At 47.4% G+C, this 23,450-nt stretch carries 21 protein-coding genes and 1 pseudogene; 9 read left to right on the top strand and 13 right to left on the bottom strand.

Annotated features, from left to right (window positions below):
- Positions 1-74 precede the first annotated feature (74 nt).
- Positions 75-2,351: a glycosyltransferase gene (locus tag NSQ39_RS04575; RefSeq protein ID WP_175076914.1), complete on the top strand. Its 2,277-nt coding sequence runs from the start codon at positions 75-77 to the stop codon at positions 2,349-2,351.
- A 194-nt stretch (positions 2,352-2,545) separates the two neighbouring features.
- On the opposite strand, the gene NSQ39_RS04570 is transcribed toward NSQ39_RS04575, so the two are convergent.
- The 6 genes from NSQ39_RS04570 to NSQ39_RS04545 all read right to left on the bottom strand — a co-directional run bounded on the left by NSQ39_RS04570 (position 2,546) and on the right by NSQ39_RS04545 (position 10,713).
- The gene (locus tag NSQ39_RS04570; protein WP_341014309.1) at positions 2,546-4,798 is read right to left on the bottom strand and encodes an NTTRR-F1 domain; all 2,253 of its coding nucleotides are present in this window, start codon (positions 4,796-4,798) and stop codon (positions 2,546-2,548) included.
- Between the two features lie 693 nt (positions 4,799-5,491).
- Positions 5,492-6,184, bottom strand: coding sequence for an N-acetyltransferase (locus tag NSQ39_RS04565; protein ID WP_046130362.1), 693 nt, complete (start codon positions 6,182-6,184; stop codon positions 5,492-5,494).
- Between the two features lie 108 nt (positions 6,185-6,292).
- Positions 6,293-7,009, bottom strand: a complete 717-nt coding sequence (gene treR, locus NSQ39_RS04560) for a trehalose operon repressor (protein ID WP_046130363.1) — start codon at positions 7,007-7,009, stop codon at positions 6,293-6,295.
- Positions 7,010-7,029: 20 nt separating this feature from the next.
- The gene (gene treC / locus NSQ39_RS04555) at positions 7,030-8,718 is read right to left on the bottom strand and encodes an alpha,alpha-phosphotrehalase (protein WP_046130364.1); all 1,689 of its coding nucleotides are present in this window, start codon (positions 8,716-8,718) and stop codon (positions 7,030-7,032) included.
- Between the two features lie 66 nt (positions 8,719-8,784).
- Positions 8,785-10,200 (bottom strand): PTS system trehalose-specific EIIBC component, encoded by a 1,416-nt coding sequence (treP, locus tag NSQ39_RS04550; RefSeq protein WP_175075906.1) that lies wholly within the window; start codon positions 10,198-10,200, stop codon positions 8,785-8,787.
- 138 nt (positions 10,201-10,338) lie between these two features.
- A complete protein-coding gene (locus NSQ39_RS04545) occupies positions 10,339-10,713 on the bottom strand; it encodes a DnaJ family domain-containing protein (protein WP_046130366.1) in 375 nt (124 codons plus the stop codon).
- Positions 10,714-10,969: 256 nt separating this feature from the next.
- Between NSQ39_RS04545 and NSQ39_RS04540 the strand changes: the two genes are divergently transcribed.
- The 4 genes from NSQ39_RS04540 (at position 10,970) to NSQ39_RS04525 (ending at position 14,317) form a co-directional block, all read left to right on the top strand.
- On the top strand, positions 10,970-12,931 hold the full coding sequence (locus tag NSQ39_RS04540) for an LTA synthase family protein (protein ID WP_046130368.1): 1,962 nt from the start codon (positions 10,970-10,972) through the stop codon (positions 12,929-12,931).
- Between the two features lie 127 nt (positions 12,932-13,058).
- On the top strand, positions 13,059-13,811 hold the full coding sequence (gene map / locus NSQ39_RS04535; protein WP_341014306.1) for a type I methionyl aminopeptidase: 753 nt from the start codon (positions 13,059-13,061) through the stop codon (positions 13,809-13,811).
- An 89-nt stretch (positions 13,812-13,900) separates the two neighbouring features.
- Positions 13,901-14,056, top strand: a complete 156-nt coding sequence (locus tag NSQ39_RS04530; protein ID WP_099047022.1) for a hypothetical protein — start codon at positions 13,901-13,903, stop codon at positions 14,054-14,056.
- A 129-nt stretch (positions 14,057-14,185) separates the two neighbouring features.
- On the top strand, positions 14,186-14,317 hold the full coding sequence (locus NSQ39_RS04525) for a YflJ family protein (protein WP_065894194.1): 132 nt from the start codon (positions 14,186-14,188) through the stop codon (positions 14,315-14,317).
- Positions 14,318-14,353: 36 nt separating this feature from the next.
- Here the strand turns inward: NSQ39_RS04525 and NSQ39_RS04520 are convergent, their stop codons facing one another.
- A complete protein-coding gene (locus NSQ39_RS04520) occupies positions 14,354-15,004 on the bottom strand; it encodes an MOSC domain-containing protein (protein WP_175075905.1) in 651 nt (216 codons plus the stop codon).
- Positions 15,005-15,116: 112 nt separating this feature from the next.
- Here NSQ39_RS04520 and NSQ39_RS04515 point away from each other — a divergent pair, with 112 nt between their 5' ends.
- Genes NSQ39_RS04515 through NSQ39_RS04505 form a run of 3 tightly spaced genes read left to right on the top strand, consistent with a single transcriptional unit; the run spans position 15,117 to position 16,393 of the window.
- Positions 15,117-15,428, top strand: a complete 312-nt coding sequence (locus NSQ39_RS04515; protein WP_046130371.1) for an acylphosphatase — start codon at positions 15,117-15,119, stop codon at positions 15,426-15,428.
- 45 nt (positions 15,429-15,473) lie between these two features.
- Positions 15,474-15,758, top strand: a complete 285-nt coding sequence (locus NSQ39_RS04510; protein ID WP_046130372.1) for an autorepressor SdpR family transcription factor — start codon at positions 15,474-15,476, stop codon at positions 15,756-15,758.
- Positions 15,755-16,393: an SdpI family protein gene (locus tag NSQ39_RS04505; protein ID WP_046130373.1), complete on the top strand. Its 639-nt coding sequence runs from the start codon at positions 15,755-15,757 to the stop codon at positions 16,391-16,393. The genes NSQ39_RS04510 and NSQ39_RS04505 overlap by 4 nt, the downstream gene beginning before the upstream one ends.
- An 18-nt stretch (positions 16,394-16,411) precedes the next feature.
- On the opposite strand, the pseudogene NSQ39_RS04495 reads toward NSQ39_RS04505, so the two are convergent.
- The 5 genes and pseudogenes from NSQ39_RS04495 to NSQ39_RS04475 all read right to left on the bottom strand — a co-directional run bounded on the left by NSQ39_RS04495 (position 16,412) and on the right by NSQ39_RS04475 (position 21,877).
- A pseudogene (locus tag NSQ39_RS04495) lies at positions 16,412-16,947 on the bottom strand (DUF3885 domain-containing protein).
- A 107-nt stretch (positions 16,948-17,054) separates the two neighbouring features.
- Positions 17,055-18,089, bottom strand: coding sequence for a glycosyl hydrolase family 18 protein (locus NSQ39_RS04490; protein ID WP_175075904.1), 1,035 nt, complete (start codon positions 18,087-18,089; stop codon positions 17,055-17,057).
- A 15-nt stretch (positions 18,090-18,104) separates the two neighbouring features.
- Positions 18,105-19,202: a nitric oxide synthase oxygenase gene (locus NSQ39_RS04485; RefSeq protein ID WP_046130375.1), complete on the bottom strand. Its 1,098-nt coding sequence runs from the start codon at positions 19,200-19,202 to the stop codon at positions 18,105-18,107.
- Positions 19,203-19,324: 122 nt separating this feature from the next.
- Entirely contained in the window at positions 19,325-20,968 is a 1,644-nt protein-coding gene (locus tag NSQ39_RS04480; RefSeq protein WP_175075903.1) for a M14 family metallopeptidase, read from the bottom strand.
- Between the two features lie 123 nt (positions 20,969-21,091).
- Complete coding sequence (locus NSQ39_RS04475; RefSeq protein ID WP_175075902.1) at positions 21,092-21,877, bottom strand: MBL fold metallo-hydrolase; 786 nt, start codon at positions 21,875-21,877, stop codon at positions 21,092-21,094.
- A 149-nt stretch (positions 21,878-22,026) separates the two neighbouring features.
- Here NSQ39_RS04475 and NSQ39_RS04470 point away from each other — a divergent pair, with 149 nt between their 5' ends.
- On the top strand, positions 22,027-22,806 hold the full coding sequence (locus NSQ39_RS04470) for an MBL fold metallo-hydrolase (protein WP_202049272.1): 780 nt from the start codon (positions 22,027-22,029) through the stop codon (positions 22,804-22,806).
- A 45-nt stretch (positions 22,807-22,851) separates the two neighbouring features.
- Here the strand turns inward: NSQ39_RS04470 and NSQ39_RS04465 are convergent, their stop codons facing one another.
- The gene (locus NSQ39_RS04465) at positions 22,852-23,430 is read right to left on the bottom strand and encodes a VanZ family protein (protein WP_046130378.1); all 579 of its coding nucleotides are present in this window, start codon (positions 23,428-23,430) and stop codon (positions 22,852-22,854) included.
- Between the last annotated feature and the right edge of the window lie 20 nt (positions 23,431-23,450).

The following is a 23,450-nucleotide window of genomic DNA, read 5'->3' as shown; positions in this document are numbered from 1 at the left end:
TCACCCGGAAACTTCTTTCTATTTGTGAATATAGATATTACTAGTGAAATTCAACGTCTAACAGGAGGATTTTGATGACCCAAAACAATGAATTGGAACTGCTGCTGTGTTCACTCGATCTCGCTGCTACGGACAACGGCATCATTAAAATGATAGATGAAAACAGATGGGTCGAAGCTGAACGGCTGATTGAGGAGAAAATGAAAACCGATCCATTCGAGATTTCCTCGCTGGTCAGTTTAGGTTTTATCAATGAGAAAAAGCGCCGCCTTCAAGAAGCCTGTGAATGGTATGATGATGCCGCTCTTTTTATGGATAAAGCACAGAAAGAAAAACTGTTTCGCGAGAAAATCGAACTTTTTCGAAGCGTCGAAAGCCTTCGGCCGAAAATCGTCTTTTTTGTCAAACCCGGTTTAGATACGTTTATACACGCTGTAGCCGAACATCTCCCAAAATCATACAGAGCACTGAAACTGATCATCACAGATCTCAGACAAATCGACAACGGGATGAAGTGGGCGGACATTTGCTGGTTTGAATGGTGCGACAACCTAACCATTTACGGAAGCAAACTGCCTCTCGCTCACGAAAAAACCTTAATTTGCAGGCTTCACAGCTATGAGGCTTTTACATCGTATCCTTATCAGGTTCGCTGGGATGTTATTGACCAGGTCATTTTTGATGGTAAGCATATGGAGGAGTACATCGTCAAGCATGTGAAAAGCCTGGATAAAACGAAGACCGTGACGATTCCAAACGGAGTTGATTTAGAGCGGTATACGTTTAGAGAGCGCGAAAAAGGATTTCATATCGCTTATGTCGGATATATCAATTACAAGAAAGGCCCGATGCTTTTATTGCACGCGTTTAAGGCCATCCACGACAAAGACCCGAGATATAAGCTATTTATCGCAGGCCAGTACCAGGACATCCGCTATCAATTATACTTTCAGCAAATGATTGAAGAACTTGGTCTAGCAGGCAGTGTTCAAATCGACGGCTGGCAAAGTGATGTTAATCAATACTTGGAGGATAAGCACTACCTGATTTCGACAAGCCTTTTAGAAAGCCAGCAAATGTCGGTAATGGAAGCGATGGCAAAAGGGCTGAAGCCGCTCGTTCACAATTTTTACGGCGCCAAAACGATCTATGATGAACCTTATGTATGGAATACGATTGATGAACTCGTCGAAATGATCACTGAAGACGACTATTCATCAAACCAATACCGCGCCTTTATCGAAGAACACTATTCATTAGAAAAACAAATGAAAACAATCGAGGAAACCGTCTCCCGATTTGCAAAACCCGCAAAAACAAAAACCCGGACCGTCTTTTTTGATCCTCCCAAAATCACGGTCGGCATCGTGAATTATAACTACGCCCGCTTTTTGGACCAATGCCTTCAATCCGTGATCAATCAATCGTACCCGAACATCGAGATCATCATCGTAGATGACTGTTCTACAGACGATTCCCTTGACATTATCAGTGCATATCAAGACAAATACCCCCATATCAAAGCGATATGCCATCGCGAAAATTCCGGCATGGCGGATACGGCATTTGCAGAAATTTTTGAAGAAGCTTCTGGAGAATATGTTATGCCTATCAGCGCGGATGACTATTTGGCGCATGAAGAGGTGCTCGCTGATTTTATCACATATTTTCTTGAACAAGAGGATTTGGATTATGTGTACGGCGACTTTTTGCTGGTCGATAAAAACGGAAATCGAATCGGGAGCTGGATCTATCAACCTTATACAGATGATGAAGCCGTCCGCAGGACTTTTGAAAGAAGCGGGTCCGGCGTGTATCCAATGGTGGGGCTATACAAACTGTCTTTTTACCGGGATCATAACCATTCCTGGGTGGTCGATTCCAAAAACCCATATGCCGGCGACGCGCTCAACAGCATTGTAAACATCAAACGCGGCTGGAAACGCCGATACGTTCACAAACCTGCCTATTGCTACCGCAGGCACCAGGATAATTTCACCTACAATGTCGCTAAAAGAATTCCGTCTATTATTTATGTAATGGAATATATCATCAACCATTTCAGCAAAGAAATCTATTTGCCGAACATCAAATGGAATGAGCTTGAGCCGACCGAGCGAGCCGCGATGAAGTACTATACGCTTGGAAAAGTCTACGCGGACACTGCAATTGATTACCAAAGCAATAGTTTTACACAGCATCTTGATCAGGAAGAGAGGAAAAGGTGCGTCAAACCGCTGATTGAAAAAATGGAGCACTACTTTGATTTGAGTTTAAGCTCCAGAGGTGAAACATATAAACAAAACATTGATGAACTAAAAATGGAGATTAAACATTTACTGACAATTTGATTGATTAATATAAAAAAAGAAAGGACTGCCTTAGCTTATCGGCAGTCCTTTTTTACGTGAAAGTATTTCTTCCTTTCAGTATATAAAAAGAGGCGCATGAAAACCGAAGCTTTCATGCACCCCTTAAACCTTCCGCGATTCCAAATATACAAATTGGTTAGAAATAAGCTATACAACAGTTAAATTGCTGTTTGTTATGCGCCGGTTGGACCGGTTGGACCCGTCGGGCCGGTTGGGCCTGTTGGGCCTGTCGGACCGGTTGGACCGGTTGGGCCGGTTGCTCCTGTCGCTCCTGTTGCTCCCGTTGCTCCTGTTGCTCCCGTTGGGCCGGTTGCTCCTGTCGGGCCGGTTGCTCCTGTCGGGCCGGTTGCTCCTGTCGCTCCTGTTGCTCCTGTTGGACCTGTCGCTCCTGTTGCGCCGGTTGCTCCTGTCGGGCCGGTTGCTCCCGTTGGACCGGTTGCTCCTGTTGGGCCTGTCGCTCCTGTTGCTCCCGTCGAACCTGTCGGGCCTGTCGGGCCTGTCGCTCCTGTTGGGCCTGTCGCTCCTGTTGCTCCGGTTGCTCCTGTTGGGCCTGTCGCTCCTGTTGCTCCGGTTGGACCTGTCGGGCCTGTCGGGCCTGTCGCTCCTGTTGCTCCTGTCGGGCCTGTCGCTCCTGTTGCTCCCGTCGAACCTGTCGGGCCTGTCGCTCCTGTTGCTCCCGTCGGACCTGTTGCTCCCGTTGGGCCGGTTGCTCCTGTCGCACCTGTCGCTCCTGTTGGACCTGTCGCTCCCGTCGGACCTGTCGCTCCTGTTGCTCCCGTCGAACCTGTCGGGCCGGTTGCTCCTGTCGGACCGGTTGCTCCAGTTGGGCCTGTCGCTCCTGTTGCTCCCGTCGAACCTGTCGGGCCTGTCGCTCCTGTTGCGCCGGTTGCTCCCGTCGGACCTGTCGCTCCTGTTGCGCCGGTTGCTCCTGTTGGACCTGTCGCTCCCGTCGGACCTGTCGGGCCGGTTGCTCCCGTTGAGCCTGTCGGACCGGTTGCTCCCGTCGGACCTGTCGGGCCGGTTGCTCCTGTCGGGCCTGTCGCTCCTGTTGGACCTGTCGGACCTGTCGCTCCCGTCGGACCGGTTGCTCCTGTTGGACCTGTCGCTCCCGTCGGACCTGTCGCTCCTGTTGGACCTGTCGCTCCTGTCGGGCCTGTCGCTCCTGTTGCTCCCGTTGGGCCTGTCGGGCCTGTCGCTCCTGTTGCTCCCGTTGGGCCGGTTGCTCCTGTCGCACCTGTCGCTCCTGTTGGACCTGTCGTTCCCGTCGGACCTGTCGGGCCGGTTGCTCCCGTCGGACCTGTCGCTCCTGTTGGACCTGTCGCTCCCGTCGGACCTGTCGGGCCGGTTGCTCCCGTTGGGCCTGTCGCTCCTGTTGCTCCGGTTGCTCCTGTCGGACCTGTTGCTCCCGTTGGACCGGTTGCTCCTGTCGGACCTGTCGCTCCCGTCGGACCTGTCGGGCCGGTTGCTCCCGTCGGACCTGTCGGGCCTGTCGCTCCTGTTGCTCCCGTTGGGCCGGTTGCTCCCGTTGGGCCTGTCGCTCCTGTTGCGCCGGTTGCTCCTGTCGGACCGGTTGCCCCCGTTGGACCGGTTGCTCCCGTTGGACCTGTTGCTCCTGTCGGACCTGTTGCTCCCGTTGGGCCGGTTGCTCCAGTTGCTCCTGTTGGACCTGTCGGGCCTGTCACTCCAGTTGCTCCTGTCGGGCCGGTTGCTCCTGTCGGGCCTGTCGCTCCTGTTGCTCCTGTCGGACCTGTCGGGCCGGTTGCTCCTGTTGGACCTGTCGCTCCCGTCGGACCTGTTGCTCCTGTTGGACCTGTCGCTCCCGTCGGACCTGTTGCTCCTGTTGGACCTGTCGCTCCCGTCGGACCTGTCGGGCCGGTTGCTCCCGTCGGACCTGTCGGGCCGGTTGCTCCCGTCGGACCTGTTGCTCCTGTTGGACCTGTCGGACCTGCCGCTCCATCAGTCTGTAAAAGTGCTACATCGTCTACTATGACATTAGCAGTTCCAAATTGCGGAAGAGTATTAATCAAAATAAACGCCATAGTAGAACCCACAGGAGCAGGATCTGTCGTTTGATAGATTTCAATCCATGTGTTATTTTCTACAACCGGTAATCTATTAAATGGAATATTAACAAATAGCCCCTGTCCAAGGAAGTTAAATGAACTATCAAAAAACGAAACCTGTATCTGCACTTGAGGAGACGGTAAAAATCCCGATTTGGCCAAAGACACTAGAAATTCTAAACCCTCTCCAGGGTTAACTGGGGCAAATTGAGCTATAAATGATACTACATTTCCACCCAGCAATGTTGTCGACCAAAAACCCGAATGAGAAAACTGAGTAGTGACCGTTGCATTTTGGCCAACCCAAGGTGGGAGTGTCCCTGTCTCGAAACCCCCATTAACAACTACATTTTGAATCGACATATAGGATTTTACCTCCTTTTCTTAGATTTGCTTCAATAGTTAATTTAAAGATTGAAGCTAGCATATACTATGAATTCATATATCACTCGGTCACGTTGTTTTCCATACGATTAAAACACATTTATAGCTAAAGTTTGAGCGTCTACTATATTGTTAAAAAATGAATTCTCTTAAAACTTATTTAAAAATAAAGAGAGATGCTCTAAAAGAACATCTCCCTCTTCTCTAAGGGAATCGAATTATATTTAAATCTCTATTGAAAGCTGCTGCAGAAGCTACGTTTGCAGCTGTTGTTACGGCTTTTCTAACTGTATAGGTAACAGTTTGCAGCGTCAGGTACAGTATCAACAAAAGTGCTAGCTAACGGGAATTTTTGTGTTCCAGCTGCCGTAAGATTTCTATTAAATATTCTAGTTTGAAGCAGAGTTCCGTCTCAGTGTGATTCAATACTAATTTTGCTGTATTTACATCCTCTACTGCCAGAGCATAATCGATTTTAACATTTTAACCGCTGCATACAGTTACTTCAGTATTTAACGGAACAGTCGGCGGATTATAGGCTGAAATAGAACCTGAGATATTTGTAAAGAAAAGCGCTGTTTGAGAGCTGGCTGGTCCCGTTGGGCCTGTCGCTCCTTCGTTATTTAACATTTATTCCTTCAAAACCAAAAACCGTCTTTCTATAGAAGACGGTTATTTCATCACCCTGCCCGGGTTGCCGTAAGCGGTTTTTCCGGCGGGAATATCTCTTGTGATGACGGCTCCGGCGCCGATTACGGCGTGTTCTCCGATAACGACAGATGGCAGCAATGTCGCATTGTTGCCGATTTTTGCTCCCCTTTTAATCGTTGGACCTTTATATTGATAATTTCCCGTTCCCATATATTTATCATTTGATGTTGAACAGCACGGACCGATGAATACTTGATCTTCGATTTCCATATCGGCGGTGATATAGCATCCCGTTTGGACGGTAACCCTGCACCCGATCTTTGTATTGTTCTCAACCATGGCGCTTCGGCCGATGATGCTTTCTTCTCCGACTGTTACATTTTCGCGGATGCTTGCCATATCGCCCACAAACACGCCCTTTCCCAAGCGGACGTCTCTGTAGATGACAACGTTTGAACCGATGACGGATCCATCTTCAATCACCAAAGGTCCGCCTGCTTTTTTCGGCTGGCGCGCCATTTTTTTATTTGAAGAAGTCTCTTTGCCGAGTACGGCCAAATCGCCGATCATCACTCCGCTTCCGAGCTGTGTATCCTTCTTGATGATCGCATGGTGGCCGATCGTCACGTCATCCCCGATCGCCACGTTTTCTTCAATGACGGCACCTTCTCCCAATACCACGTTCTTTCCAACCTTAACGGTCTCATGAATCATTCGCATAGCCTCCATTTCTCATGCCTTGCCTTTGGCATCATATTCAGATTGGACGCGATGAGAAACGGCTCCACACAAAAAAACACGGCCGCCGTCAGGCGAACCGTGCTACTTTTCCCGTCTTGCAAAATCGACAAACCGGAATTTATCAAGCCGGTGTCTGCTTTCCGTATATTGAAACAGTGTCGTGTCATCGAGGAACACATAGTTTTTCACGACGACGATGTGCTCATATCCGTTTAAATCCAAATATGTTTGATCCGTTTCCGTACACGGCTCAACGACGATTTCCTTGTGGGCATAGCTGATCGCGAGTCCAAGCTCCTCCTCAATATATTGATAAATGGAATCCTCGCATATCTCTTTCGTTAAAAGCGGGACGCTTTTACGGATAAAATAATCCTTATCAAGGATGACGCGCTCTCCGTTGATTGTCCGGGACCTGACGACTCGCCATACCTCTTCGTCTTCTTTGATCCGAAGCTGTTTTTGGATATATACACCCGGATGGGTCAAGCCGAATTCATGTACGGTCGTGCTCGTCTCTCTTCCAAGCGTTTCGGAAAGCTCTTTAAAACTGACCAGTCCGGAAACCGGGAACTGCATTTTTTCCCTGTTGAGGACGACTGATCCTTTTCCCCTGATTTTTTGAATGTAGCCGTTTTGAGCAAGCATATTCAGCGCTTTTCGAACGGTTTCCCTCGACGTGTCGTGCCGGTCTGTCAGATCGTGTTCCGACGGCAGGATATCGCCGGCGTTCAGGATGCCCTGATCGATTTGTTCGGCGATTTCTTTATAAATCATGACATATTTGTTGACTTTCATTTTTTACCACCCAGCTTAGTTTAGCATGGTTTGGCAAGATGATAAACTATCGATTGATAAGGCTTTACCGTAAAACGGCCGAATTGTTCCGGAATCTCCGGATCGTTTGTGATCAGAACCTCGGCAGAATACCCTTCGCAATCGATAGTTTCAGGCAGGCGGAACTCGGTTTCCTTGCCGTAGAAATTATTGATGACGAGGAGCTTTTCGTTTTTTCCGTTTCTTATATATGCGAAAAGCTGCGGATCGCCTTCAAGAATGAGCTGAAAATCGCCTGTTGTGATAATCTCGTATTCTTTCCGCAGCTCATTCAGCTTTTTATAATGGTAAAAAACCGAATCGGGATCTTGCAGCGCTTCCTCGGCATTGATGTCTTTGTAGTTTGCGGGAATCGGAATCCAAGGCGTTCCCGTCGTAAACCCTGCGTTTTCCCCGCCGTTCCATTGCATCGGTGTCCGCGAATTATCGCGCGATTTCGCTTTTAAGATGCCGATGATCTCTTGTTCGGGCTTTCCTTCTTCTTTCATTAAGCAATACATATTTATAGATTCCACATCCCGATACTGCGAAATATCATCAAATTTCGGATTGGTCATTCCGATTTCTTCACCTTGATAAATGTAAGGGGTGCCTTGCAGCATATGGATCGCCGTCGCCAGCATTTTCGCCGATTTTTTGCGGTGCTTCCCGTCGTCCCCGTAGCGCGAGACGATCCGCGGCTGATCGTGGTTGCACCAGAACAGCGCATTCCAGCCGCCTCCTTTATTCATCTCCGTCTGCCATTCAGAAAGAATCTTCTTTAATTTCAAGAAATCAAATTCGCTTAAGCTCCACTTTTCCCCGTTTGGATAGTCGACCTTTAAATGATGGAAGTTAAACACCATATTCAGCTCTTGACTGTCAGGGTTCGTGTATTTGATGCAATCGGCAATTGATGTCGATGACATTTCTCCGACTGTCATGCTGTCATATTGTGAAAAGACTTCCCTGTTCATTTCATGCAAAAATTCGTGAACGCGCGGACCGTCTGTATAAAACCTCCGTCCGTCTCCTTGGTCGTCATCCGGAAAGCGCTGGTCTTTGGAAATGACATTGATGACGTCGAGCCTGAAGCCGTCAATCCCTTTTTCGAACCAGAAATGCATCATCTCATATACTTTTTTTCTGACCTCTTCATTCTCCCAATTCAAATCAGCCTGCGTCACATCGTAAAGATGGAGATAATATTGACCCGTCTTTTCATCAAATGCCCATGCGGAGCCGCCGAATTTCGACTCCCAGTTCGTCGGCTCTGATCCGTCCGGCTTCCCATCCTTCCAAATATAAAAATTCCGGTAAGGATTGTCTTTCGCCGATGATGCTTCTTTAAACCATCTGTGCTCTGTCGACGTATGGTTGACGACAAGATCCATGATCACCTTTAAGCCGCGTTTGTGGGCTTCCTCCAACAACCGCTCAAAGTCCTCCATTGTTCCGTAATCTTCATGAATCCGGTAATAGTCGCTGATGTCATAGCCGTTGTCACGTTGAGGAGATTCGTAGATCGGCGTCAGCCAAATGACATCACAGGAAAGCTCTTTTATGTAATCAAGCTTTTCGATGATGCCCTGAATATCGCCGACACCGCTTCCTGTCGTGTCGTTGAAGCTTTTCGGATAGATTTGATAGACCACGGCTGTTTTCCACCATGGCTGTTGTTTCGTTTCCATTATCAGCACCACCACTTTCTTTCTATTGAAAAGGGAAAAGAGACCGCAACATGCGTCTCTTCCCGTTTAGGATTTTTGTTTCATTCTTGCATAGACGTATGTTCCGGCAAACGGCGCCACCAGCACAATAGCCATTCCGATCGCAAACGCGCCCCAATACTGGCTCATGATTGAGAAAATGCCCGGGACGCCGCCGACTCCGACAGAGCTCGCCAAAACGCCTTGTGAGGAAATATACATTCCGGCAAGCCCGGAGCTGATCATCGCGATGATAAACGGAAACCTGTACCGCAGGTTCACCCCGAATATCGCCGGTTCTGTAATGCCGAGATAAGCGGAAATACCTGATGTTAAAGAAAGCCCTTTTTGTTTTTCATCTTTTACAATGAACATCATCGCAAGCGCCGCCGACCCTTGAGCGATATTGGAGAGCGCGAGCATCGGCCATAAAAATGTCCCGCCGAGCTTAGAGCCGATGAGCTGCAGGTCAACCGCAAGGAACGTGTGATGCATTCCGGTTATGACGAGGGCCGAGTACAACCCGCCGTACAAGAGGCCCCCAAGAGCTGCGAATGTGCCGAATACCGCAATAAACCCGGAAGTTAAAGCGTTTCCAATTGCAAATGTAACCGGCCCGATGATGATAAACGACGCAAAGCCTGTCACAAGCAGCGTGATCGGAGCAACGACGAGCAGCTGAATGCTTTCGGGAGTCCGCTTCGTTAAAAACAGCTCAATTTTCGCAAGCAAATAGGAAGCGATCAATATCGGCAGCACCTGCCCCTGGTACCCGACCTTCTGCACCTCAAGGCCGAAAAGGTTCCAAACGGGGATTTTTCCGCTTTGCTCCGCAGCACCGTATCCCCAGGCGTTTAAGAGATCCGGATGCACCAGCATGACGCCGAGCACGATCCCAAGAAGCGGATTGCCGCCGAAACGCTTCACGGCCGACCAGCCGATTAAGGCAGGCAGAAAGGCGAATGCCGTTCCCGCAATCAAATTGATCATATTGGCCAGATCAGCCCACTGCGGATAAACTTGAACGATCGACTTCCCGCTGAAGAAAATGTCCTGTGCCGTTAAAATATTGTTGATCCCCATCAGCAATCCAGCTGTAACAATTGCCGGCAAAATCGGAATAAAAATATCTGCAAGCGTTTTCACGGCACGCTGCAAAGGATTCATCTTTTTCTCAGCAGCTTTCTTCACATCATCCTTCGTGGCTTCGCCGATTCCTGTTTCCTTCACGAACTCGGCGTATACGCTGTTGACCGTCCCCTGGCCGATCACCACCTGAAACTGGCCGTTCGCCGAAAACGATCCCTTCACGACGTCAATTTGATCAAGCGCCTCTTGATCAACCTTGCTTTCATCTATTAATGCAAATCGCAAACGAGTCACACAGTGAGTGGCCGCTGCTATATTTTCCGCACCGCCGATAGCATCGGCAATTTGCCGTGCAGATCTGTTCAGTTCCCCCATGCCAACCCCTCCGTTCTATACTTGTATATACATGTTATGCTTTTATTGTATATCTGTATATACAAGTAGTCAACAGATTTTTTACAGCGCTTTCAAAAAAATAAAAAAACAGACCTTTAAGGTCTGCCTCTATTTCTGCTAACGGCCGAACCGGCGATACACCTTATCTTTATAAAAAGCGGACGCAGGTTTGTCGAACAGGCCTTTTTTGTCTGCAAGCCTGTCAAGCTTGAGCCTGTTTTCCGTTTTTCTTTCCATCAACCGCTCGCGTTCGCTTTCGTCCGTACATTTGGCGATCAATTCTTCAATGGTCATCAGCTCTTTTTTCAAAGCCCCTTCATCACCGGCCATTCCGGCGTTTTTCAGCACCCTGTAAGCCATCCGGAGATCTTCTGGAACATGGGCTGCTTCATCTTTTTTAAGCGGCTTGCCCATTCCCGGCAGCCTGTCAAACTCCCCGTCCTCAATCGCCCGCTTAATTCTGTCCTCAGAGATTAGATATGAGAAATCCATGTTCTCACCAGCCTTTTTCATTCATATTATAAATCAGTCTGCCATAAAACAATAACAGAGCCAATACTAGTCTGCGCAAAATATTTCCAGATCGCTGAAAAATCCTCAAAAAACCGTTTTCCGCCGGGGGTTTTGCCGTTTCTTCGGCCGGCTCAGTTAACGCTTTTCTAAATCGGCATTTCATGGTATATTTTATACATTCGTTTTTTCTTTCGTTCCGATGGTTTTATGCTGATCCGGAAAAAGGAGTGTAACAATGAAAAGATTTATAAAGGAAAGAGGGCTTGCCTTTTTTCTGATAGCCGTTGTATTGCTATGGCTAAAAACGTATGCTGCTTATGTAATTGAATTTAATTTAGGAATAACCAACATAGTACAAAAGATTTTGCTTTTTGTGAATCCGATTAGCTCAAGCTTGTTCTTTCTTGGATTTGGACTTCTGTTCAAGAAAAAATTACAGCAGACAGCCATAATAGTGATTCATTTTTTAATGTCTTTTTTGCTTTACGCAAACATCGTATACTACAGATTTTTCAGTGACTTTATCACGCTGCCTACGATCATGCAGGCAAGAACAAACGGCGGACAGCTCGGGGACAGTATTTTCTCATTAATGCATCCTCTCGATGTCTTTTATTTTATCGATACGATCATATTGATCGCATTGGCCGTTTTTTATAACAGACCGTCTGAAAAAACGACAAAGCGTCCGTTTAAAATCGTAATGGGTGCAAGCATCCTGGTCTTTCTCGCCAATCTTGCAGTTGCGGAGATGGACCGTCCGGAGCTTCTCACCCGCTCATTTGACCGGAACTACCTTGTGAAGTATTTGGGCACATACAACTTCACAATCTACGACGCGGTTCAAAACATCAGGTCAAACAGCCAGCGCGCCTTTGCAAAATCAAGCGATGTTACAGACGTCGAAAACTATATCAAAGCCAATTATGATAAGCCGGATCCTAAGTATTTCGGAAAAGCGAAAGGCATGAACGTCGTCTATATTTCGATGGAATCGCTGCAGAATTTTATCATCGACTATAAGGTTGACGGCAAAGAAGTTACGCCGTTTTTAAACTCGCTGGCACACGACAATGAAACGTTCTATTTCGATAACTTTTTCCACCAAACTGGACAAGGTAAAACATCAGACGCCGAATTTATGATGGACAACTCGCTGTATCCTTTATCACAAGGTTCGGTATTCATCAATAAAGCGCAAAACACGCTTCAGTCGGCACCGGCGATTTTGAAATCCCAAGGCTATACATCCGCGGTTTTCCACGGCAACTACAAAACGTTCTGGAACCGCAATGAAATGTACAAAGCCATCGGATATGACAAATTTTTCGACGCGACGTACTACGATATGAGCGAAGAGAATACGAAAAACTACGGCATGAAGGATATACCGTTCTTCAAAGAATCCATGCCGCTGTTAAATAGCCTGAAGCAGCCGTTCTATACGAAGTTCATCACGCTGTCAAACCATTTCCCGTTTGAAATGGATGAAGGCGATACAGACTTCCCGGCCGGAAACACGGGCGACAGCGTCGTTGACCAGTATTTCCAATCGGCTCATTACATGGATCAGGCGCTCGAACAGTTTTTCAACGATCTGAAAAAATCAGGATTGTATGATAATACGATTGTGGTCATGTACGGCGACCACTACGGCATTTCTGAAAACCATAATAAAGCGATGTCCAAAGTATTGGGCAAAGATATTACACCGTATGAGAATGCTCAATTACAGCGGGTTCCGCTGTTCATCCACGCACCGGGTGTCAAAGGGGTAAAATCCCACAAATACGGCGGCGAAGTCGATGTGGAACCTACCCTGCTTCACTTGATGGGCGTGGATACGAAAGATTACTTGATGAGCGGTTCCGACCTTCTGTCTCCTGAACACCGCGAAGTGATTCCGTTCAGAAACGGCGACTTCATTTCGCCGAAGTACACGAAAACGAACGGAAACTACTACGATACGAAGACAGGCAAGCTCCTCAGCGAAAAAGACGTCGATCCGAACATCGATGAATCGGTGAAAAAAGAGCTTGAAATGTCGGATAAAATCGTCGACGGAGATTTGCTGCGGTTCTATAAACCGAAAGGATTCAAGGCAATCGATCCGAACGACTACGACTACACCAATCATAATCCGAAAAGCTCCGAATCCGACGCATCTAAAGCAACGACATCGGAGTCCGGACAATGATCAAAAACACCTGCTTTCTTAGACGGAAGGCAGGTGTTTTTTCGCCGCCAGGCCGCGCTGTTCCTTTTTCGGGAACAGATATGGTAAGCTTGATGTAGAATATAAAAAAAGAAAGCGGGAATGAACTGTGATTGTAACGAATGACCAAGAGCTTGAAGGGCTCAAAAAAATCGGCAGAATCGTCGCTTTGGCGAGGGAAGAAATGAAGGCAAAAGCCGAGCCCGGCATGAGTACAAAAGAGCTCGATCTGATCGGAAAGCAGGTGCTTGAAGCCCACGGAGCCGCATCAGCTCCGGAGAAAGAATACGATTTCCCGGGAACGACGTGCATCAGCGTCAATGATGAAGTGGCCCACGGCATTCCGAGCACTTCTACGATTTTAAAAGAAGGAGATTTGATCAATATCGACATTTCGGCTGAATTCGGCGGCTACTATTCAGACACCGGAATTTCATTCGTATTGGGCAATGGCGATGAAACGCTGCACAAGCTGTGCCAATGCGCAGAAAGCGCTTTTCAAAAAGGGCTCGAGCAGGCGCGGGCCGGAAAAAAACAAAACCAAATCGGCAGAGCCGTATACAACGAAGCGAAGGCAAACGGATTTACCGTCATTAAAAACCTGACCGGCCACGGGATCGGAAAAAAGCTTCACGAAGCGCCGAATCACATTCTAAACTACTATGATCCGTTTGACAGCGTGCTCTTCAAAAACGGAACCGTCATCGCACTGGAGCCGTTTGTTTCGACCAAAGCCGAACATGTTGTAGAAACAGGAGACGGCTGGACGTTCAAAACGCCTGACGGAAGCCTGGTGGCGCAGATCGAGCATACGATCGTGATCACGAAAGGCGAACCGGTCATTTTAACGAAGCTGGATTAATCGATAAGCGCAAACCCGGACTGCCGTCAAAGTCCGGGTTTTTTATGTTACAATAAAAAACAGCATGGCTGAAAGGAGCTCTTTTATTTATGTTGTTTGCCATCATCGGACTGATTTTTTTCATCGAAAGCGTGATATTAACCGTATATGCCCATAAAAAAAAGAACGGTTTTTTGAAATACATCGGAATCGTTCTCAGCATGTTGATTCTTGCGATGGTCATCACCAGTCTGATCTATCGTTAACCTTTCGATTCATACCTTTAGACTGATTCGAAAGAATCAGTTTTTGAAAATTTCGTTATGCCCCTTTTCAACGCTTTTGGATGGATGTTAGAATGCCAATTAATCCATGATGGAAAGGAGTTTTCTGACATGCATTACGGAAGCAAAGGCTGGTATGTTCAAGAATTGAAAAAACTGGGGATGACGACGTATGAAGGAAGAAAGCTTCAAAGCTACAAAACGCACTTTTTAGCGAATCTGCTTGACACTGTAAAAAAATAATCATGACGCCGCACCGTTTTTCCGGTGCGGCTTTTTTTATGCGCCCAGCTGCTTTATAAATGCCGCCCTCCAGCTTTCTGACAAAGCCTCGACCTCAAGGATCTTCCGAATGGCTGGCTGATTATTCCGGTCATGGTACATCAAACGGTTTGCATATGCGACAGTGATTTCGTGCGCGTCACGGGAGACGAAGCGCAGCCGCGAATCAGGTGCAACGATCCCTTCTTCCAGCACCCTGAAATAAAAGCCGCTGTAGCCGGTGTCCCTTACTTTCAGCACCATATCTTTGACATTCAGCTTTTTGGCGAGCTTAAAACAAGGCTGCCGCGGCTGGCTCACCTGCACCAGCGCTTCACCGAGCTTGAAAATGTCACCAATGCATACATCTTGTTCGGTTAATCCTTTGACAGACAGATTTTCGCCGAATGCAGCCTGAGGAAGCTTTTCGCCAAGCGCGTTCTCCCAATACGGATAATGGTCAGCCGGATAGACGCACACGGCCTTATCCGCGCCCCCGTGATGGACGAGATCGGCCTGCTTGTCGCCGTCAAAATTCGTCCTGCTCAAAAATACGGGAGAGCCGGCGGGACGTTTAAAAATCGCCGTCTCCACTTTCTTCCCTTCAAATTCGCATACCTCCGGCGATCCTACATAAATTGACGAAATCTCATACTCTTTTTGATCCAAATCATCACGCCCTTCCTATATTTTCATATTGTAGCGATTCGCATTCTTCATGTCCATCCCGTGATCGAAAAACGGGAAATATGATAGCATAGAAGAAAAGGGGTGTTCTAGGGTGCTTCAATATCGGATCATTGTTGACGGACGCGTCCAAGGCGTCGGCTTCCGCTACTTCGTACAAATGGAGGCGGATAAACAGAAACTGACCGGTTGGGTCAAAAACCGCGATAACGGCACTGTGGAGATCCGTGCCGAAGGGCCTGAAGAAAGCCTGAAACAGTTTCTGAAAGCCGTCCAAAAAGGAAGCCCGTTTTCACGCGTCACAGACGTCACAGTCGAGGAAACGAAACAGCTTGACGGATACCAGAAGTTTAACATCTCATATTATTTTTTCGTGTCTCTTGACTTCTTCAGGGAAATACTTTAGCATTTAGTTAAATAACTAAATACCTAAATATCAAGGATGTTAAACATGAATCAAACCTTTAAAGCATTGGCCGATCCGACTAGGAGAAAAATATTGAATCTGCTGAAAGAACGGGACATGACTGCCGGTGAAATCGCCGGCCATTTTCAAATGTCAAAGCCGAGTATCTCCCAGCATCTAAAAATCTTAAAACAGGCCGAATTAATTCAGGATGAAAAAAAAGGGCAATTCATCATTTACTCGCTGAATACGACGATGTTTCAAGATATTATCAGCTGGGCTTTCAGCTTTACTGAACAAAATGGAAAAGACGAAGGAGATGCAAAATGAAGAAGCACATATTTCCGCTATCTATAATGATCATCAATCTGTTGGTTTGGGTATTCGCGTACCCGCACATGGCCGACCAGGTCCCGATCCATTGGTCGTCCTCAGGCGAAGTCGACCGCTATGCCCCAAAAATGGAAGCGATGCTGACTGCGATGGGACTGCTTGTCGTTGTGTACGGCTTGATGGCCGTCACGCCAAAAATCGACCCCCGCAAGAAAAACTACCGCCTGTTTTCAAAAACGTATGATATTCTCGTCAATGCGATGATGGTGATCTTTTCTTTGATCAATCTATTGATGGTGCTGTCCGGACTCGGATACGATCTGCCGACCCGGAGCATCGCCCCGGTCCTTGTTGGGGCTCTTCTGATCGTAATCGGCAATTACCTTCCGCGGGTCCGTCCCAATTTCTTTATGGGCATTAAAAACCCTTGGACATTGAGCAGTGATGAGATTTGGAAAAAAACCCACAGATTCGGGGCGAAGGTGTTTACCGTCGCAGGCATCTTCATCATAGCTGACGGCTTGTTTGCCATCGGTCCAGGTGTGATTCTGCCGATTATTTTGATTACCGTTTTTGCGCCGTATATCTACTCGTACATGCTATTCCGAAAAGAAAACGGCATGAACAGATAAGGCCGGTTTTAACCGGTCTTATTTATTTGCAAATAATCGATCAATCCGGTCCCTGTCAACGTCTAAAATCCATTCGTTCAACCGGCTGTACAGCGGCTCAAGGTCTTCTTTCCGAGCGGCGATCACATCGCAACCCCGGTCATCATACAAATGGAAAACCATCTTCCGCGAGGCATTCAAAAAATAGATGTCAAAATCGTATCCCGGATTCGAAAAATCTTTGGCGCATATGACGGACAGCAGTTGCCGAAGCGGATATCGCCCTTCGTGCAGCGAAGATAAAAACGGCTGTCCCCCCGATGCTGCAGCCTCTTTAAAATCGTTTTTTGCTTCACGCATTTTTTAAAAAGGTTCATCCGCTTTTTTTGCCCAAAGGTGATATCCGCGGCAATCAGCATGTTATCGGCGGCTGAAAACACCCGGTTGAATATCGCAAGGCTTCTTTCTTTCATCTGCCGAAGGTTGTCCGGTTCTTCATGATCTGCCCAAGGCTTTGCGATTTCAAAACGAATCCCGTACGGCCATCTGTAGAATAACGGCGGTTTTAAGTGCATTCCCATAAAATTCCGTTCCATAAATAAGTCAATATCGTGTTTCATAAAACAGCTCCTTCGGGCATAAATCAGGCTGCCCGTTTTTTTCGGACAGCCGTTTTCAACGTTTATTTCATTCCTTTTTGAACCGCCTTCCAGAACGACGCTGATTCGTGTCCTAAAGAATAAACGGATACACCTGCGATTTTATACTGCCTGGCCAGGCGGCTCTTCGCTGCAATCGTTTTTTCGTCTTCATACCAGACGACATGCTTATGTTTGTTTGCGTCCTTATAAGAAAACATCATGGAGCCCGATTTTTTGTTGTAAACAGGCTTTGCCTTCAGCTTTTTTTTGAGCGCCGCAAGCTCATTCCACTGTTTTAATTTGCTGTTCGAATGATCCTTCAGATCCCAGTCGTTCCCGTAAGACGGAATGCCCATGATCACTTTATTCGCTTTGATCGTCTTTACCGCATATTGTAACGTTCCCTTGATCCAGTTCGTTCCGGCGACTGATCCCAGACTGCCCCAAACGCCGTGTTCGTCGTATGTCATGACTTGCACATAGTCGGCATATTTGCCGATTTTTGCGTAGTCGTACGGCCAGCTCCAGTCATCATTTCGATTATCCGCGCTTTTGGCAGGAACCGATACCATCGTTTTGATCTTGTTCTTTTTCAGTACGCCTGCCACGTATTGAATGAGGCTCGAATACTTGGCCCTGTCGCCCGGTTTTACCGCTTCAAAGTCGATGTTGATTCCGGTAAACGATTCTTTTTTGGCAAGCTTGACGAGCCGGGCGGCAAAATGTTTGCGCACAGTTTTGTTTGTCATGACGCGCGACGCCAGGTTCCCGTCAAAGTCTTGAATCGATTCATTATAATTGGAGATGACCGCCCACGTTTTTATTTTTTTCTTTTTTGCATACGACAGCTGGTTTTTCGGCGTCTCTCCGATGATGTTTCCTTTTTGGTCAAACGCATACGTATCAGGCGCTATCGCGTTCAGATAGCTGTGATAACTCGTCAGCGAACGGTATGATGCCGTCTCCCCCGTCGTATAACCAAGTACGATTTTTGCCCCTTTTGCTTCCGCTCCCGTATAAGTCAAAACGGACAACATAACAGCCAGAGCGGCGCCAAGCCAAAGGTGTTTTTTCATTGCTGCAGTCTCCTTTTACTGTTCGATATAAGGCTTATCCTGATAAAAATAATTCGGTTTTACGGTTTTATTCTCATAATGGCTGTGGAAAATATGGGTCGATGCCGGCGACAGCGGCGGGATCAGCCACGTCCAGCTTGCCGTCAGCTCGCGCCCCTCTTCTGCCTCCTGCTCCTCAAAGCGTTTAAACTGGCTTGCCGCCGTGTGGTGATCGACGATGCTGACGCCTGCCTGTTTGTATGAATGAAGCACGGCCGTGTTCAATTCAACGAGCGCCCGGTCTTTCCACAATGAAGCATTTCGCTCAGTATCAAGGCCCATGATGTTCGCCACTTTCCCGAGCATATTGTAGCGGTCTTCATCGGCTAAATTGCGCGCGCCGATCTCCGTGCCCATGTACCAGCCGTTAAACGGAGCCGCGTTATAATGAATTCCCCCGATTTCAAGCTTCATATCCGCAATGATCGGCACAGCATACCATTTCAGTCCCAGGTCTTTAAACGCTTCAATGTCAGGGTGTGTAAGCGGCACCTCTTTGACGATCGACCGGGGCAGCTCATACCAGACGGGAGGCTTGCCATCGATTTGAAAAATAAGCGGAAGCACGTCAAAATGCGTTCTTTCGCCTCTCCAGCCAAGCTCCTCGCATGCCCTAGTCAAATCGATTGAAGCCGGATCCCCGATGATGCCGTTTTCCGTCTCATATCCCGCATACCTGATCAGCTGGTGATTCCAAATCGTCACCTTTTTTTTGCCGTTTTCCTCAGGAGGAAAAATCGTGATGAACGGTTTGATTTTCCCGTCGTTCGTCGCCGATTTGATATGATGATAAAGCGCGTCCCGAACCTCCTCTTCCGTTTCCGCATCGCGCCTGTCAATGACGGAAAGAGAGTTCCAGAACAGCCTTCCGATGCAGCGGCTGCTGTTTCTCCAGGCCATCCTTGCTCCGTGTTCCAGCTCTTCTGCCTGATGCGAATAGCTCCCCGTTCTGATGATGTCCTCCCGGATTGTATGTAAACGTTCCTTCATTTCTTCGGCTGATTTAGACAATTCTTTATAGCATTGTTCAATGAAGTTCTTTGCTTCCATCCAAAGCGCTTCACGATTTTCCAAATGACTCCTCCCCTTCCTGCTCCCAATTGATTCTTATTTTATCGGTTTTCGTTGAGGTTTAAAACCTTTCTTTCTGAAATAAATGTTAAAAAGCATCCGCCGTCAAGACGGATGCTTTTCGTTTATTTTTGTAAATGAAGCGCTTTTTGATCAAGCATAAAGCGATAGACAGGCAGCTCTTTTCCTTTTTCAGAGGAGATGTAGCCTGTGCTTACAAAGCTGTCAACCGATTCAGGCTCAAGCGCGATCGACAGCAGATTCGTTTGCGGCTGTGCCGTAACATACACTTTTGTGCCTTTCGGAAATTCTTTTTTCACGTGTTTGAGCGCCGTTTCAACTTGAACCACAGGACGGCCTTCTGATTCTCCGGCCGTTTCTTTTGAGGTGACCTGATAGGCTTCTGCTGAAAGTTTCTGCTTAAACCGCAATGCCGCGCTTTTTAAACCTTGGTCTTTCAGTTTTCTATCGATGTCCTCGTGTCCGGGGAGGACGAGATAGGCGACCGGCCGCGTTCGCGAAAGGACGGGAACAGCTTGGCTTGAGTTGTAATATTGAACAGGGACGTCAATCGCCTGCCCTGAAGCGATGTCAGCCATTTTCAGCGTGTCTTTAAACGGTCCGGCAAAATCGCTTTTGATGACCACCTGGTCCTTGTCATCGGCTTTCGCTCCTTTTTGGTTCAGCTTCCATTTTTCAGAGGCGACAAGATGTTTGATTTCCGCCGCATGCTTGACTGTCGTATCTATGATCGTTTTATGCGTCGTCACTTGGGCGGCCACCCTACGTTTAAAGTTTTCGCGGCCGATGTCGATTCCCCTGCTCTCGACAAGAAATGAAAGAGCCGGCTGAAGAGCAAAGGCGTTGCGTCCGATTCTCGCTTCCGGTCCTCCTTCATAGATCTCTATTTTTCCGTCTTCCGTTTTCCCTGTCGTATAGTAGAAATCGTTTGAAAACCCTTTTTCACTGAGCTTTTCTCTGACGCCGTTTACAAAAAGGCTGTCAGATGCGCTTCTGATTCCTTCCGGTATATTTAAATTTTTCCCTGATAAAATTAAAAGATCGTGGTATTTTAAAGCGCCTTTTTCTCCGATATTCTGAAATTCATTTTGGCCGACGCCGTATTCGTGTGCGTCGATGACGACCTCCGGAGAATATTTATTGAATTCTCTATGAAGCGCACGCAGCTCGGGCGACTCAAGCTTCACATGATCCCGGTTTGCGTCAATGCCGCTCGCAAGCTTTCTAGTGAACTGATACGATCCGTCAGGATTGATTCTCGGAACGATGATCACATTGACTTTTTGAAGCACCTTGTCGCCGTAAGGTCCGGCCAGCTTTTCAGCGATGGCCAGAGCCGATTCGCCTGAGGCCGGTTCATTGCCGTGAATCTGCGCCTCCAGCCATATCGTCGGTTTATTGGATACGGAGAGGATGCGGTCGTCTTTTGTAAAGTACAGAACCGGAATCGCTCTTTTCTCAATTGAAAAACCGATATTTTTCATTTTGACATTCGGACTCTTTTTTGTCAGTCTTGTGATAAACCTCATCATTTCTTCCTGTGTCGTGAATGCCTCATCATCCTTTACGAATGCCGGAGTTTGAAACGCTGCCCGAGGCTCCGGATATAATGAAGACAGTTGTTCTGGCTGAGTATATAACTTTCCATAATAAGGGGTGTCAGCAGCATGGACCACACCGGACAGCATCAGTCCGCCCAACAAAAGAGAAATTCCAAACAAAGCCTGTACCCTTTTTTGAATGTTCATCTTTCCTCAGCTCCTTTCACAGCATATCTGCATTATAAATGAAACAACCGCTCCTTTTGTCAAAAAAGTCAGAAAATTAATCATTTGATGCATAAAAACACGTGTTGTTATGGTAATTTTTTCTTACCATCCCTGTGAAGCGGGAAGGCTGTCCGCCAGGCTCGAAAGCTCTTGCGAAAAGTCCGTTCCCTTCATCGGCACGCCGTGTCCGGTCAATAATGAGGCGGGCTTCAGCTCAGCCAGCTTTCGAATCGACTCCCCCACTTTTAACCAGTCCATCGTGAAATACGCCGGCGGCCCGTTCAGCTCTTGTTTTTGAATCGCAACTTCAAAAAGGGATTCCTGTTCAACCGTCGTGACGGCGTCACCCGCAACCAGCGTTTTGTCCGATTCGCGAAAAAGCGAGATATGGCCCGGGGTAGCAATCCATCTCCAGTCTTCTAAAAACGGAACTGAGCCGTCTTCCTTAAGCGGATTTGCCCTTGACGAAACATCGATCGAATGCCGCGGAAAGAGAGGGGACAGCTTTGCGACCAGCCCGCTTTTCGCCTCAGGCTTTGCCGGCGGGTAATCGGCCTTTCCCGTTACATACGGCATTTCTTCCGGATGGACATAAACGGGAACTTGCCATCTATCCAACAGCTCCTCCAGCGCCCCGACATGATCGAAATGCCCATGCGTCAAAATGATCGCCTTCAGCTGACGATCGTTTTCAAGCAGCTTCTCCGCCTCTTTGATAATGAAAGATGCCGATTTCGGCATTCCGCAGTCGATCAGCACCGCATCACCTGAAGGCGCGAGGATAAAAAACACATTGACAATCTGAACCGTTAATCCGTAAATTCCTTTTGCATATTCCTTGCAGACCCCGCTATTCACGGAGGTCAGGGGCATATAAGAATCGCTCACTTGTATCACCGTCGCTTTACAAAATTTTTCAGCGTTAGTGTGTGCTTACTCCGGTGTGTTTATGAGTATTTTTGCATCGAAGGGGCGGCTTCCCGGCCGGCGGGTGGCATGGTACAGTTTTTTTAAAAGAGCTGGGAGGCGGGAAAGTGATGGAGGATCGCTGGTTTACCGTGACAAAGCTTGATGAGAAGACATTTGCGATCAGTGAATACGGACATTGGGAAAATGTTCACTCCTATTTGCTGCTCGGAACAAAAGAAGCCGCTTTGATTGACACAGGACTCGGGATTGACAATATCAAAAGAATAACCGACAAGCTGACGAGCATGCCGGTTACCGTCATTACCACCCATGTGCATTGGGATCATATCGGATGCCACGGGAAATATGAGCGCATTTATGTACACGAAGCTGAGAAAGATTGGCTCGCCGGCGGAATAAAAGGTCTTCCAATCGAACAAATACGAAAAGACGTGTCACGCGATATTACAAAACCCGTCCCTGACACGTTCGATCCTGAAAGCTATACGCCGTACACAGGTGAACCGACGGGTGTTATGGCAGACGGCGACATCATCGAGATCGGTTCAAGGCCGCTCGTCATTTACCATACACCAGGACATTCCCCGGGCCATATCTGCATCTTTGACGCCGCAAACGGTTATCTGTTCACCGGAGACCTTCTGTATACCGGAGCTCCCATCTACGCTTTTTACCCGACGACAGATCCGGCCAGCTTGGTTGAGTTGCTTGAAAAAATTTCGGCCATCAGGCGTGTGGGGAAGGTTTTCGGCGGGCACCATCAGCTGGGGCTTGATCCCGTCATTTTACAGGAAGCCTGGTATGCGGCATGGCACTTGAAGAAACACGGGCTGGTCAAGCATGGCACCGGCATTCATCGATTTAAAAACCTGAGTTTTCGGTTTTAAGTAACAAAGATGATTGCCTTGCGAGAATCATCTTTCGCGCTTTATTCAAAAATGCAGACCTTTCCTGCGGGAACCTGATCCTTTTGCTCCAAACATTAAAGATGTCAGACAAAAACCAATTACGCCGCCGGCCGTATTTAGAATTAAATCGTCGACATTAAAAGTTCTCGCCATTATTAATCCTGTCACAGATAGCACAAGTTGGAGACTCTCAATCAAAAAGCTTGTCAAAAAAACAAACACTGCCGCTTTTTTAAGCGAAGTTTTTCTCCATAGAACGGAAAGATACACACCTAAAGGAATGAGCAATAAAATATTAAAAAATGTAAGCTTGACGGAATTCCAAAAAAACCAGTCAAATCCGCTCTGCTGATACATTTGCATCCATTCAGCGACAAAATAAAATGGAATGAGCTGAATGTTCATTTGAGCGTATGCCGGCTGCGGCGGAATGTTGATCCCGCCTAACGTATAGTGATAAACAAAGCTCAAATAAACAATAAAACTGGCAAACGCCATTTTCCTAAAAAAACTTGTCTTTTTTCGGTTTTTGACAATGTCATACAAAAAGTAGACGATTGCAAACATGAAACCGAGCAGCATTAAATCAACTGACCAGAACATTAAAATCCACACCCTTATTT

The sequence above is a fragment of the Bacillus sp. FSL W8-0848 genome, from assembly GCF_038007805.1.
Taxonomy (GTDB): Bacteria; Bacillota; Bacilli; order Bacillales; family Bacillaceae; genus Bacillus; species Bacillus glycinifermentans.
This window is presented reverse-complemented; position numbering and strand designations above follow the sequence as displayed.

What these genes read in the sequence shown, in the direction of transcription:
- NSQ39_RS04505 (WP_046130373.1), top strand. Translation starts at nt 15,755, where the DNA reads ATGAAGAAGCACATATTTCCGCTATCTATAATGATCATCAATCTGTTG.
- treR (WP_046130363.1), bottom strand. Translation starts at nt 7,009, where the DNA reads ATGAAAGTCAACAAATATGTCATGATTTATAAAGAAATCGCCGAACAA.
- NSQ39_RS04465 (WP_046130378.1), bottom strand. Translation starts at nt 23,430, where the DNA reads ATGTTCTGGTCAGTTGATTTAATGCTGCTCGGTTTCATGTTTGCAATC.
- NSQ39_RS04510 (WP_046130372.1), top strand. Translation starts at nt 15,474, where the DNA reads ATGAATCAAACCTTTAAAGCATTGGCCGATCCGACTAGGAGAAAAATA.
- NSQ39_RS04570 (WP_341014309.1), bottom strand. Translation starts at nt 4,798, where the DNA reads ATGTCGATTCAAAATGTAGTTGTTAATGGGGGTTTCGAGACAGGGACA.
- NSQ39_RS04530 (WP_099047022.1), top strand. Translation starts at nt 13,901, where the DNA reads ATGTTGTTTGCCATCATCGGACTGATTTTTTTCATCGAAAGCGTGATA.
- NSQ39_RS04490 (WP_175075904.1), bottom strand. Translation starts at nt 18,089, where the DNA reads ATGAAAAAACACCTTTGGCTTGGCGCCGCTCTGGCTGTTATGTTGTCC.
- NSQ39_RS04545 (WP_046130366.1), bottom strand. Translation starts at nt 10,713, where the DNA reads ATGGATTTCTCATATCTAATCTCTGAGGACAGAATTAAGCGGGCGATT.
- NSQ39_RS04565 (WP_046130362.1), bottom strand. Translation starts at nt 6,184, where the DNA reads ATGATTCATGAGACCGTTAAGGTTGGAAAGAACGTGGTATTGGGAGAA.
- treP (WP_175075906.1), bottom strand. Translation starts at nt 10,200, where the DNA reads ATGGGGGAACTGAACAGATCTGCACGGCAAATTGCCGATGCTATCGGC.
- NSQ39_RS04480 (WP_175075903.1), bottom strand. Translation starts at nt 20,968, where the DNA reads ATGAACATTCAAAAAAGGGTACAGGCTTTGTTTGGAATTTCTCTTTTG.
- NSQ39_RS04525 (WP_065894194.1), top strand. Translation starts at nt 14,186, where the DNA reads ATGCATTACGGAAGCAAAGGCTGGTATGTTCAAGAATTGAAAAAACTG.
- NSQ39_RS04575 (WP_175076914.1), top strand. Translation starts at nt 75, where the DNA reads ATGACCCAAAACAATGAATTGGAACTGCTGCTGTGTTCACTCGATCTC.
- NSQ39_RS04540 (WP_046130368.1), top strand. Translation starts at nt 10,970, where the DNA reads ATGAAAAGATTTATAAAGGAAAGAGGGCTTGCCTTTTTTCTGATAGCC.
- NSQ39_RS04470 (WP_202049272.1), top strand. Translation starts at nt 22,027, where the DNA reads ATGGAGGATCGCTGGTTTACCGTGACAAAGCTTGATGAGAAGACATTT.
- treC (WP_046130364.1), bottom strand. Translation starts at nt 8,718, where the DNA reads ATGGAAACGAAACAACAGCCATGGTGGAAAACAGCCGTGGTCTATCAA.